Origin of the sequence: Mucilaginibacter pallidiroseus (genome assembly GCF_007846085.1) — a bacterium.
Taxonomy (GTDB): domain Bacteria; phylum Bacteroidota; class Bacteroidia; order Sphingobacteriales; family Sphingobacteriaceae; genus Mucilaginibacter; species Mucilaginibacter pallidiroseus.
Map to the genome: position 1 here is coordinate 356,330 of NZ_VOEJ01000005.1, position 13,231 is coordinate 369,560.

The window sequence follows — 13,231 nt, forward strand, 5'->3', positions numbered from 1 at the left end:
AAATTGAGGTGCAAATTTGTTAAAAATAGCCGAGAATGTGTGTAATTTGAAGTTAAACTTATAAGGTTTGGCCGCATTTTACGTTGCTTGTAATTGCAACATATATATTAAGGTATAGTTTGTACCCCATAACCATGAGTTTTTGTACTCGTTTGCTAATTGCCACCCATGTAAACAGCACCCCTTAATACCAACCTAAATCGTTAATTTTGCGGCATTAATGAAATTTAATTTAACAGCACAAGACCCACTTTCAAGAGCCCGCGCGGGCGAGATTGAAACCGACCACGGCACTATACAGACGCCCATTTTTATGCCTGTTGGTACCGCCGGTACCGTAAAAGCAGTGCACCAGCGCGAGCTTAAAAACGATATAGAAGCACAAATTATATTGGGCAATACCTACCATTTATACTTGCGACCGGGGCTAAATACCCTTGAGCAGGCCGGCGGATTGCATAAATTTAACGGCTGGGATGGCCCTATTTTAACCGATAGCGGTGGTTACCAGGTGTATTCCCTAACGGAAGTTCGGAAAATTAAGGAGGAAGGAGTAACTTTTCGCTCGCATGTAGACGGATCTAAACACCTGTTTACGCCGGAGAATGTAATGGATATTCAGCGCATTATTGGTGCCGATATTATCATGGCATTTGACGAATGCACCCCCTACCCATGCGATTATAACTACGCTAAACGCTCAATAGAAATGACGCATCGCTGGCTTAAACGCTGCTGCGACCGCTTTGATATTACCGAGCCTAAGTACGGCTACAGCCAAACTCTTTTTCCTATAGTACAAGGGTCTGTTTATAAAGATCTTAGGGTACGCTCGGCAGAGGTAATTGCATCATTCGAGCGCGAGGGTAATGCGATTGGCGGCCTTTCTGTGGGCGAACCTGCAGAGGAAATGTACGCCATGACAGAAATTGTTTGCAATATACTACCGCAACAAAAGCCGCGTTACCTGATGGGTGTAGGCACACCCGTTAACATTTTGGAAAACATTGCTTTAGGTATTGATATGTTTGATTGCGTTATGCCAACGCGCAATGCCCGTAACGGTATGTTATTTACCAAAAACGGCATCATCAACATCAAGAATGAGAAGTGGAAAAACGACTTTTCGGCTATTGAAGCTGACAGCGATTTGTTTGCCGACACCGTTTATACCAAGGCCTATTTAAGGCATTTGATACATAGCGGAGAGATGCTTGGTGCACAAATTGCCACCCTGCACAACCTGCATTTTTACCTGTGGCTTGTTAAAGAAGCAAGGCAAAAAATTATAGCAGGCGAGTTTTATGAGTGGAAAAAAGTGATGGTAAACCGCCTTGGGCAACGGTTATAATGAGGACTTTTTTGCATAAATATTTAACGGTTATTGACCGTTTTATCATCAAAAAATACCTGGGCACGTTTGTGTTTACACTAATGATTTTCCTGGTGATATCGGTGATATTTGACATCTCCGAACACCTTGATAATTTCCTTGGAAAGAATGCATCGCTCAATGAAATTGTGTTTAAATACTACGCCGGTTTCATTCCTTTTTACCTCAATTTGCTATCGCCGCTTATCAACTTTTTGGCCGTAATTTTCTTTACGGCAAAGATGGCAAACCAAACGGAGATAGTCCCGATACTGACAAGTCGTGCCAGTTTTAACCGCTTTTTAAGGCCGTATTTTATTGCCTCAACGCTCATTTTTTTGGTGTCTTTTTTTGCCAATGTGTACTTGATTCCCTTTACAAACAGGCTTAAAATTGAGTTTGAAAACGCCAATTTTTTTGCAAATGACGACCCGGCAAAGAAGGAAGTTCACATTCAATTGGATAAAAACACCTTTGTTTATCTCGACTCTTACGACCCGCAACTGAAGGTTGGATACTCTTTTCAGCTCGAAAAATTTGATGGTGACGAGCTTAAAATGAAGCTCACTTCACCCACAATTTCGTTCGATTCGGTGAAAACAAAATGGAAAATTAACAGCCCAACCATACGCAAAGTTGATGGGTTAAAAGAGTCAATAACCTACAATGGGCCTGCGATTGATACCGTTTTGGACATGCGCCCGGTAGATTTTGAGGTGCATGATAACGTCACAAATAACATCTACGGAGCCTATTCTTTATCGGCTTTAAACGCCGGTATAAAGCGCGAACAAACCCGCGGTACCGGTGCCTTAACAGACATGGTTTTCGAAAAATACAGGCGTTTTGTTGAGCCATTATCCTCATATGTGTTGGCATTTATAGGGGTCGCAATATCGTCAAGAAAGGTGCGCGGAGGGGTTGGTTTACCACTTGGGATAGGCATTTTTATATGCTTTACCTTTATCGTGGTTAACCGGTTTGCCTTCGTTTTTGCGGTAAAAGGAGGCTTCTCCCCAATGATCGCCGTGTTTATCCCAAACACCATTTTCGGTATTTTGGGCTATTATCTTATCAAAAAAGCGCCGAAATAATGCTCAAAAAAGTTACCCAAACAGGCGTAAATACCAACCTTTTACTGCTTCATTTGACGGTTTTTGTATGGGGATTTACCGGAATTTTAGGTCAATTAATCACCATTTCGGCCGTACATTTGGTATGGTACAGGGTGGTAATTGCTGTCATTTCATTGTTCCTATATTTCAATTTCAGCAAAACAACCATTAAAATCGGGTCAAAAACAGCGGCTAAATTGATGCTTGCAGGGGCGTTAGTGGGTGGTCATTGGATACTTTTCTTTGCTTCTATCAAGCTTTCAAATGTGCCGGTAACCCTGGTTTGCCTGTCATCCATCACCCTTTTTACAGCAATATTGGAGCCGATAATCAACAAAAAACGCATCTCGAAAATGGAGATAGTTGCCGGCGTCTTCATCATCATCGGCATAATTCTGATATTTAAATTTGAAACTAAATACACTAAGGGCATAACCGCAGGGCTGCTAAGCGCTGTTTTGGCCAGTCTTTTTTCCATTATCAATGGGCGTTTTGTAAAGCAAATTGATGCTCCTATAATATCATTTTATGAGCTCTCGGGCGCAGTAGTCTGGATAAGTTTATACCTACTGGCCACCCAGGGATTCAACAAAAGCATGCTTTTAAAACCTGCAGATATAGGCTACCTGGTTATCCTTGGCACGGTTTGTACCTCAGTCGCGTATGTCGCGGGCGTATCTGTGATGCGTGAACTTTCTGCCTTTCGCGTGGCGTTGATAACCAATCTGGAGCCGGTATACGGCATCGTCATGGCATTTGTTTTCTTTGGCGATATGAATAAAATGACGGCCGGATTTTGGGCTGGCGCCTTTATTATTTTGTCTACCATCTTACTTTTTCCTGTTGCTCAAACACAGGTGGCCCGTCGCAAAGCACGGGTTTAATAGTAGTGCTTTTTTCTTATCATCGGCAAAATTCAAGCTCCAAATGCCTCGAGTAGGGGTGAAGTTTCATATTCTTTAATTAGGCATTTTTAGCCCATCTAAGCCATTTTAATTTTTTGACACAGATTACCTCTGCTACCGCGATTCAAATTCATCAGGGGCAAAATACAAAAAACACTTAGTGTTAAATAATGAAATCATGTCTGCAGTGATTTTAGGATGATAATTATTCTCTTCTTTGAAAATAAATTGTTGATTCTAAATAATTATAAAGTAAATAAATATCAATTAATCAATATTTTATGTAATATATAAAAAGTGATAGTTTATCAAATGTCTTTAAAACTAGTATCAAATTACTAATAATATTAGCATTTGTATTTATAACCATTTATATAATTTATAATTGTTTAATAATCAGAGTATTTCAACGATTTATTTAAGCTTAAAATATGAATATAGCTAAAAACCACTCGAACAAAACTTAGTGTATTGAAGTAAAATTTAAGAATCTTTAAAAATTCGCGCTATTACCAACTGTGTATACGGGCATAGATTTATACGAGCTTTTTGATGCGAGAAAAACCGGTGGGAAAAATGGAAAATAGCAGCGTTGTGGCAATCGTCGGTTTTTGAAAATAGATGAGAAGAAATTCAATCGTCCCTATAAATCTCTCGGAAGCCCAGAGGTCAATTAGTCGTGATTGCCGGGCCCCTTTGACGACCTTTCCAAGATCCATTAAGAAAAGTTTGTTGCAAAAGCATCATGATATTTTTCGAGAAGACGAAAGACAGAGACAGACGCTTTATGGATTTTAAAAAACATTTAAAAGCTGCATCTTGTAATACATTAAAGCATTATACATAATGAGCGTAAAAAATATTTTTGTACTAGTGGTGACAGTGCTGCTTACCATCGTACTAATGCAAAACACCGACGAAGCAAAATTCACAATTTTGTTTAGCGACATGTTTATTTCCAAGCTTACAGTAATGGCTTGTGTAGCATTAGTAGCATTTATAATTGGAGTGCTTGTAGGCAGGCCAAAAAACAAGAAGTATGATATCGAAAGCTATCACGACGAGGTGCACGCTAAAGATGATCCCAAAACACTAAGCAATGAGGACCGTGATTATATAAGCTAATTAAAGCTGCGCCGTTGTTAGCAAAAATGAAAGCTGTGATAAGCTATTCAAATTGGTTCATGTTAGTGCATCCCTCCCTACTTGTCGACAACCATATTCGAGGCTGACTGCATAAAATCTCTGTCCATAAAAAAGCCGACTGACGAATATTTAGTATCGGTCAGCCGGCTCAAGTTTTAGTCGCTAAGAAAATTTTAGACGTCGTAGAAAACCTGGCAACTTTCTTCGAGATGAGAAAGATCGGGAGTGTCTTTAAATATCCCAAAAACCGATGCGCCAGAGCCGCTCATACTGGCGTATAATGCACCACTCTCATACAAGCTTGCTTTTACGCCACGTATAACGGGATGTGCATTGAAGATATGACCCTCAAAATCGTTACGAATGTGCCTTTTCCAGTCAGCCAGGGGCATTTGCACCAAGTCGTATAATGTTTCTTTGACAGGCGCCGGTTTTACGCCTCTGTAAGCCTCTGCGGTTGATACATGAGCATCTGGCATTACCAAAACTATTTTGTAGGCGGACAGGTCGATTTTTACCGGCTCAAACTCGTCGCCCTTTTCAAAAGCAAAGACAGGTTTGTTGTTAATAAAAAAAGCACAGTCGGCACCAAGTATCCGGGCATAGTCTTCCATCCTATCTGCGTCCAATCCGAGCTCGAATTTTTCATTCATCAGTTTGATGAAAAAAGCAGCATTGCTCGAACCTCCACCCAGCCCCGCGCCTATCGGGATATTTTTGTGAAGATGAATTTTCACAGGAGGCAATTTTGGAAAATCTTTTTTTAGCAGGTAGTATCCTTTGATGCAAAGGTTATCATTAACATCCCCAGGTATCGAAATTCCCGACGATTCAAAAATCAACTCATCGGCCTCGATCACTTCCAGCACGTCGTTAATTTTTATGGGGTAAAAAACTGTCTCGAGGTTGTGGTAGCCGTCGGGCCGGCGGGCAATAATGTTAAGGCCAATATTTATCTTTGCGTTTGGAAATACGATCATCCTGAAATTGATTAACACCGGTGTATTTTTAAACATCGGTAGGATACCAAAATTAGATTAATTTTCTTTGTGTTTTAATTCAGGGTGATTTAGTGAAAATTTAAGTAGAGCATAATTATATCTCTTTTTAAAAACCACTCACTTAATCAACCATCCACCACTCACTAAAATAAACAATGAAACAATACCTCGACCTGATGAGACACGTGATGGAGAACGGCGCGCAAAAGCATGATCGTACAGGCACCGGCACCCTCAGTGTTTTTGGCTACCAAATGCGTTTTAATTTGCAGGATGGTTTCCCAATGGTTACCACAAAAAAGCTCCACTTAAAATCTATCATCCATGAGTTGATTTGGTTTTTGAGTGGCGACACCAATATCAAATATTTAAAAGATAACGGCGTGCGCATTTGGGACGAGTGGGCCGACGCCGATGGCAACCTTGGCCCGGTGTACGGTTACCAATGGCGATCATGGCCAAAACCGGATGGCGGCCACATCGACCAGATAACCCAAGTGGTGAACACGCTAAAGACAAATCCCGATTCGCGACGCATCATGGTATCGGCCTGGAACGTTGCCGACGTTAACCAGATGGCGCTTCCACCCTGCCACAGTTTGTTTCAATTTTATGTGGAGCCCGCCAACGCATCAAAAGGCGAAACTAGGGGTAAGTTGTCATGCCAGTTATACCAGCGTAGTGCCGATATTTTTTTAGGGGTGCCTTTCAATATTGCTTCATACGCTTTGCTAACCATGATGATGGCCCAGGTATGCGACTTGGACTATGGCGACTTCATACACACCTTTGGCGATGCTCACATTTACAATAATCACCTGGAACAGGCGCAGCTGCAACTGAGCCGCGACCCGCGACCGTTGCCCACCATGAAGATCAACCAGGATGTAAAAGACATCTTCAGTTTCAAGTTCGAAGATTTCACTTTAGAAAATTACGACCCGCATCCGCACATTAAGGGAGTGGTTGCGGTTTAGGTATTGGGTCATTGGGTCATTGGGTCATTGGGTCATTGGGTCATTGGGTCATTGGGTCATTGGGTCATTGGGTCATTGGGTCATTGGGTCATTAAGGGAAAGTTTGATTTTGGCGGGATGGTTTGTTTGTTATTTTTATGCTTTAAACCTAAACTTGAATGAGCAATAAAATCGAAGACCTCGAAATTTATAATCTGTCGGATGCCTTATCTAATAAAATCTGGTCAATAGTTATTTCCTGGGATTATTTCGCTAAAGACACTATTGGCAAACAATTGGTAAGGTCGGCTGATTCGATAAGCGCAAATATTGCTGAAGGCTTCGGCCGGTTTCATTATAAAGAGAACAAGAACTTTTGCTATTTTAGCCGTGGCTCAATCATTGAGACGAAGAGCTGGCTAAATAAAGGTAAAATGAGAGGGCTGATCACGGATGAAGATCATGTTACACTTATTTCTGATTTAGAAACGATTCATCACAAACTGAATAGCTACATTAAATACATTGGCAAGTAAATAATTGAACAATAACTAAATGACCAATGACCCAATGACCCAATGACCATTTCCATCATAGTAGCCATAGCCCAAAACAACGCTATTGGCAAAAACAACCAGTTACTTTGGCACATGCCGAATGATCTTAAACATTTTAAGGAGATCACATCCGGGCGTACCATTATCATGGGGCGCAAAACATATGAGTCGGTAGGTAAGCCGCTGCCAAGGCGCCGCAATATTGTTGTCACCCGGCAGGACATGCAAATACCCGGATGCGAAGTTGTAAAATCAATTGACGAAGGCCTGGCACTCTGCGCGCAGGACGATGAAGTGTTTATTGGCGGCGGTGCCGAGATCTACCGGCAGGCAATGGACAAAACCGATATCATCTACCTTACCATTGTCCATAAAGAGTTTGAAGCCGACACTTTTTTCCCTGAAATAGATTACCAGCAATGGGACGAATTGAGCCGGGAATACAACGAGCCGGACGAAAAAAATCCGCTACCTTACTCGTTCATCACGCTAAAGCGCAGGTAACAAAAAAGCCGATTATTTTGTTTCAATTAAAAATTTCATGCTTGTGAAATTTTATTAGATTTGCCGTCTTATTAAAAACGCTTATAAACTAATTCATTACATATTTTAATTCGCAATGCAAGGAAAAGGGGTTATTAAATTTTTTGCCATCATACTGGCTATTGTGTGCCTTTACCAGCTATCATTTACCTGGGTGGCCCACAAAGTTGAAAATGATGCAAAAGACTATGCTAAGGGTAATGCCGAGAAAGAAAGGGCTTATCTCGATTCGATATCTACCCAACCGGTGTATCCGGTATTGGGCCATACCTACCAATATTGTGTAGACAGGGAGCTTGCTCTTGGTTTGGACCTTAAAGGCGGTATGAACGTTACTATGCAAATTTCTTTGCGCGAATTGGTACAGTCATTATCAAACAACAATACCGATCCTGTTTTTCAACAGGCGCTTACAAATGCGCAGGCACAGTTGGTAACCAGCCAAACAGATTACATAACCCTGTTTGTAAACGAGTATGAGAAACTTGCACCTAACGGTAAGCTTGCAGCTATATTTGCAAACAACAACAACCAGGACAAGCTAAAGTACAATGCTACAAACAGCCAGGTTGAGAGCTATCTTAAAGACCAAGCATCAGTTGCTGTACAACAATCATACACCGTATTACATACCCGTATAGACCAGTTTGGTGTAACCCAGCCAAACATACAGTTGCAAAAAAGCACCAACCGTATCCTGATCGAGTTGCCGGGTGTTAAAGAGCCTGAGCGTGTGCGTAAGCTATTATCAGGTACAGCAAAATTGGAGTTTTATCAAACTTATGATAATACCGAAATTTACTCGTTGCTAAACAACATCAACGGTATCCTTGCTGCCAAAGCAAAAACTGCAACTCCGGCAAAAGATACTGTTGCTAAAACCGCTTCTGTTGATACTGCTGCTAAAAAAGGCATCAATGCCGATTCTGCAAAGTCGCTTATCAGCAAATTAAAAAACAACACTGCTTCAGATACATCATTAGCAGGCAACCAAGCCAAGTTAGCTGCTCAAAACCCGTTATTTGCTGTTATGGCACCAATGGTTTACCAGGGCGAAGGCGGCCAGCCACAATTAGCGCCAGGCCCTATTGTAGGCCGTTCTGCTGTTAAGGATACTGCAAAGGTTAACGCTTACCTGCGTAGTGCCGAAGTAAAATCGGTAATTCCGCAGAGCCTTAAATTCCTTTGGAGCGTAAAGCCTGTTAAGGATACTAAGGTATTTGAGTTGTTCGCTATCAAATTATCAGGCGCTGAAAACGGCCCGGTATTAACTGGCGATGTGATCAATGATGCACGTAACGACGTTGACCAGATGAAAGGCGGCTACGAAGTTACCATGTATATGAACTCGCAAGGTGCCCAAAAATGGAAAACCATTACTGCCGAAGCTTCAAACGGTGCCAATAAAAAAGCTATCGCCATTGTGTTGGACGATAACGTTTACTCGGCCCCTACCGTGCAAAACGAAATTGCCGGTGGTGTGTCATCAATCTCTGGCGGTAACTTTACACAGGAAGATACAAAAGATTTAGCCAACGTGTTAAAAGCAGGTCGCCTGCCGGCACCAGCCCGTATCATCGGCGAAGAAGTTGTAGGCCCGTCATTAGGCCAGGAAGCTATCAGCGCAGGTCTATTATCGTGCGTGCTTGGTTTAGTTGTTATCCTGATTTTCATGATCGCTTACTACAACCGTGCAGGTACAGTTGCTGTAGTAGCTGTATTGATCAACGTATTTTTCCTGATGGGTGTATTGGTAAGTATCCGTGCGGTGTTAACACTACCTGGTATTGCCGGTATTATTTTGATATTAGGTGTTGCGGTAGATGCTAACGTATTGGTTTACGAGCGTGTTCGTGAGGAGCTTGGCTTGGGCAAAACAATCCGTGTTGCCGTGTCTGATGGTTTTAAACATGCTTTACCTTCAATCCTTGATGCTAACATCAGTACTTTCTTAACAGGTGTTATCTTGTTTATCTTCGGTTCGGGCCCTATCCAGGGTTTCGCCACCACATTGATGATCGGTATCGTAACTACCTTGTTCTGCTCATTGCTGATTGCCCGTTTAATTTTTGAATACATGCTTGAAAAAGGCTGGGATATTAAATTCTCACGCCCTTGGAGCTCTCATACATTTAAAAACGCTAACTACGGCTTCGTTAAAAACCGCTTTAAATTCTATGCCTTCTCTGGTATTTTCATCGCAGCAGGTTTAGTGTCTATGTTTACCCGTGGCTTTAACTACGGTGTAGATTTTGGCGGTGGCCGTACTTATGTAGTTAAGTTTACCAACGGTGTTACTACCGAGCAGGTACACGATGCAGTTGATGCAACCCTTGGCCGCGGTACCGAGGTTAAAACCTACGGTTCTGACAAGATCAGCATCACTACCAACTACATGATTAACGACAATGCGGCAAACGCAGATGATAAAGTACAGGCCGAGCTTATCAAGGCGCTTAACAGCACACCTGCTACCAAAATTACTGCTAACCAGATCTTGAGCCATCAAAAGGTTGAGGCTACTATTGCAAACGAGGTTAAGGCTTCTGCAAAGTGGACTATCATCCTTGCTATCGTGGTTATCTCGGCTTATATCCTTATCCGTTTCCGCAAATGGCAGTTTAGCCTTGGTGCGATGGTTGCTACCGCGCACGATTCATTGCTGGTATTATCGTTCTTCTCGTTATTTAAAGGTTTATTGCCATTCTCTTTAGATATCGACCAGGCGTTTATCGCAGCATTGCTTACGGTTATTGGTTACTCAATTAATGATACCGTGGTAGTGTTTGACCGTATTCGCGAGTTCCTTGACCATCGCCATGCCAAAACTGATGACCCTGCTGTGGTTATCAACGAGGCTATCAACAGTACATTAAGCCGTACCATTATCACCGCTTTAACCGTGGTATTGATATTGGTTGTATTGTTCATCTTCGGTGGTGACGTTATTCGCGGTTTCTCATTCGCACTATTAGTGGGTGTACTTTTCGGTACTTATTCATCAATCTGTGTAGCTTCGCCGGTAATCGTCGACTTTGGGAAAAAAGACCTTAAATAATAAATAACACTTTTATTTAAAAGGCCCCAAAGAACATTTGGGGCCTTTTTTGTTATACTATTAGGTTAACGTCCGGCCCCCTAATCTCACATCCGGGCGCAAACTATAAATACATTGGCCGTATGCTTGGCGGTAAATCAAATTAATTATTACAAACACTACACATACAACACCATGAATGGCAACGATCAATCGAAGTTTCCGACGGTAATTATAATAGGCGGCGGTTTTGGCGGCATAGAAGTGGCCAAGCAGCTTGCAGATAAGCCGGTTGAGATCATATTAATTGATAAGCATAACTATCATACTTTTCAGCCGCTGTTATACCAGGTGGCAACCGGAAGTTTGGAGTGCGAGTCGATTGCGTTTTCGCTGCGCAAAAACTTTGAAGGGCAAAAAAACCTGCGTTTTCGCAATGCCGAGGTTACCGGGATTAACCAGGCAACCAACACAGTGCATACAAGCATTGGCGATATGCAGTACGACTACCTGGTAATTGCTACAGGCTCAACTACCAACTTTTTTGGCAACAAAGACATTGAGCATTATGCAATGCCAATGAAATCTATACCTGAAGCATTAAACCTGCGCTATCTGGTGCTGCAAAACCTTGAGGAGGCCAATTTAAAGGCTTCTAAAGAAGAAAGAGCGCCATACCTGTCATTTGTATTGGTTGGCGCCGGCCCTACCGGTGTAGAGCTTGCAGGCGCCTTGGCCGAATTGCGTAATCACGTTTTGAACAAAGATTATCCGGAACTGGTAAAGGATGAAATGAAAGTTTACCTCGTAGACTTTTTGCCGAAAGTTTTAGGGCCTTTTTCGGAAGAAGGGTCAAAAGCTGCTGAAGGTTATCTCAAGAAAATGGGTGTAGAACTGATGCTTGGGGCTAAAGTAGAAAACTACAATGGCGAGGAAATAACCTTTGGTGATGGTACAAGCATCAAAACCAAAAATGTGATTTGGAGTGCCGGTGTTATGGGTGTTGTGCCCGAGGGCGTTTCAAAAGATGCCATTGAAAAAGGCAACCGCATACGTACCGATGAGATTTGCCGCGTAGTTGGCACCAGCAATATATTTGCCATTGGTGATGTTGCTGCCATGATTACCAAAGACACACCTAAGGGCCACCCTGGTGTTGCTCAAGTGGCAATACAAATGGGCGAGGCTACAGGTAAAAACATCCTTAAGCTGTTACGAGGTGAGCAAACCGTTCCGTTTAAATACAACGACAAGGGATCGTTAGCAACAATAGGTCGTAATAAAGCTATTGCAGATTTAGGGAAGATCAAGTTTCAGGGCTTTTTTGCCTGGTTAATATGGATGTTTGTACACTTAATATCGCTGATGGGTGGCCGTAATCGCGTTGTGGTTTTCATTAACTGGATTGCAAGCTACGTTACCTATAATGGCGGAAACCGCATCATCATCCGTAAATTTGCCCGTGAAGAACTGCATCAAAAGGATATGCAGGTTTCTCAAGTGGATTAATTTTCGCAATCAATGAGCAATGCCGTAAAATTAACTGAGTGCCCCCGCGATGCCATGCAGGGGCTGCACAACTATATACCCGCCGAAGTTAAAGCGCATTACATTAACCTGCTTTTGCAGGTTGGTTTTGATACCATTGACTTTGGCAGCTTTGTATCGCCCAAGGCTATTCCGCAAATGAGGGATACGGCCGAGGTATTGGCACAACTTGATATTACACCCGGCAACCGCACTAAGCTGCTGGCCATTGTTGCCAATTATCGCGGAGCGGAGCAAGCCGCACAATTTGATGAAATAAGCTACCTTGGGTTTCCATTCTCCATTTCAGAAACCTTCCAGCTGCGTAATACAAATGCGTCTATAACTGAAGCGCTCGACACTGTTAAGCAAATAGCAGGGTTGTGTGCCCTTAAAAATAAAACGCCATTGGTTTACTTATCCATGGGATTTGGCAACCCCTACAGCGACGATTGGAGTACAGAAGCTGTTTTAAACTGGACAGGCAAGCTTGTGCAGGAAGGAATAACGCAAATTGCCCTTTCAGATACCATTGGCATTGCAACACCCGAACAGATAAGCATTCTTTACCCCGCCCTTCAAAATGCGTTTCCGCAAATTGAACTTGGCTTACACTTGCACTCGACAACAGAAACATGGCAGGAAAAAATCGCTGCTGCATACGATGCAGGATGCCGCAAGTTTGATACCTCTTTAAAAGGCTATGGCGGCTGCCCAATGGCCAAAGATGACCTAACCGGCAATATAGCTACCGAAAATGTAGTTGCCTACCTGTTGCACAACAATATCCAGCTTGATCTCGACCTTGATAAATTGGGCGAGGCGATGGAATATGCGAATGGCATACTTGCTTAGCATCCGTCGGCTGAAGCCGACGGCAATGACTACCTGGGTCATGCCGATGCATGTCGGCATCCCGAGTGTATGGCTCCTAAGCTTGTGGGATGCTGAAACAAGTTCACTGTTGTCCGGTAAAATATTTTTGGAAAAGTTAAGGGGTAGTTTATAGCTACCCCTTTGTTGTTGATATTTGAGTTACCACACTTAAATATTCAACATGGGCAAAAGTACT

Annotated in this window: 11 protein-coding genes; 10 read left to right on the forward strand and 1 reads right to left on the reverse strand. The window is 42.5% G+C overall.

From position 1 onward, the window contains the following. The first annotated feature begins 220 nt into the window (after positions 1-220). From tgt to FPZ43_RS12660, 4 genes are all read left to right on the forward strand, one after another. Complete coding sequence (gene tgt, locus FPZ43_RS12645) at positions 221-1,351, forward strand: tRNA guanosine(34) transglycosylase Tgt (RefSeq protein ID WP_146382283.1); 1,131 nt, start codon at positions 221-223, stop codon at positions 1,349-1,351. After that, positions 1,351-2,466: an LptF/LptG family permease gene (locus FPZ43_RS12650; protein WP_146382284.1), complete on the forward strand. Its 1,116-nt coding sequence runs from the start codon at positions 1,351-1,353 to the stop codon at positions 2,464-2,466. The genes tgt and FPZ43_RS12650 overlap by 1 nt, the downstream gene beginning before the upstream one ends. Continuing rightward, the gene (locus tag FPZ43_RS12655; RefSeq protein WP_146382285.1) at positions 2,466-3,371 is read left to right on the forward strand and encodes a DMT family transporter; all 906 of its coding nucleotides are present in this window, start codon (positions 2,466-2,468) and stop codon (positions 3,369-3,371) included. The genes FPZ43_RS12650 and FPZ43_RS12655 overlap by 1 nt, the downstream gene beginning before the upstream one ends. Positions 3,372-4,238: 867 nt before the next feature. Then, positions 4,239-4,517: a hypothetical protein gene (locus FPZ43_RS12660; RefSeq protein ID WP_146382286.1), complete on the forward strand. Its 279-nt coding sequence runs from the start codon at positions 4,239-4,241 to the stop codon at positions 4,515-4,517. 194 nt (positions 4,518-4,711) lie between these two features. Here the strand turns inward: FPZ43_RS12660 and ispE are convergent, their stop codons facing one another. Further along, positions 4,712-5,518 carry a 4-(cytidine 5'-diphospho)-2-C-methyl-D-erythritol kinase gene (gene ispE / locus FPZ43_RS12665; protein ID WP_146382308.1) on the reverse strand — a complete coding sequence of 269 codons (807 nt, stop codon included), beginning with the start codon at positions 5,516-5,518 and terminating at the stop codon, positions 4,712-4,714. Between the two features lie 176 nt (positions 5,519-5,694). Here ispE and FPZ43_RS12670 point away from each other — a divergent pair, with 176 nt between their 5' ends. From FPZ43_RS12670 to FPZ43_RS12695, 6 genes are all read left to right on the forward strand, one after another. Beyond that, entirely contained in the window at positions 5,695-6,516 is an 822-nt protein-coding gene (locus tag FPZ43_RS12670; protein WP_146382287.1) for a thymidylate synthase, read from the forward strand. 158 nt (positions 6,517-6,674) lie between these two features. Next, entirely contained in the window at positions 6,675-7,031 is a 357-nt protein-coding gene (locus tag FPZ43_RS12675) for a four helix bundle protein (protein WP_146382288.1), read from the forward strand. A gap of 42 nt (positions 7,032-7,073) precedes the next feature. Continuing rightward, the gene (locus tag FPZ43_RS12680) at positions 7,074-7,556 is read left to right on the forward strand and encodes a dihydrofolate reductase (RefSeq protein WP_146382289.1); all 483 of its coding nucleotides are present in this window, start codon (positions 7,074-7,076) and stop codon (positions 7,554-7,556) included. A gap of 115 nt (positions 7,557-7,671) precedes the next feature. Then, positions 7,672-10,653 carry a protein translocase subunit SecDF gene (gene secDF, locus FPZ43_RS12685; RefSeq protein ID WP_146382290.1) on the forward strand — a complete coding sequence of 994 codons (2,982 nt, stop codon included), beginning with the start codon at positions 7,672-7,674 and terminating at the stop codon, positions 10,651-10,653. Between the two features lie 174 nt (positions 10,654-10,827). After that, the gene (locus FPZ43_RS12690) at positions 10,828-12,141 is read left to right on the forward strand and encodes an NAD(P)/FAD-dependent oxidoreductase (protein WP_146382291.1); all 1,314 of its coding nucleotides are present in this window, start codon (positions 10,828-10,830) and stop codon (positions 12,139-12,141) included. Between the two features lie 12 nt (positions 12,142-12,153). Next, entirely contained in the window at positions 12,154-13,014 is an 861-nt protein-coding gene (locus FPZ43_RS12695) for a hydroxymethylglutaryl-CoA lyase (protein ID WP_146382292.1), read from the forward strand. The last annotated feature ends 217 nt before the right edge of the window (positions 13,015-13,231 follow it).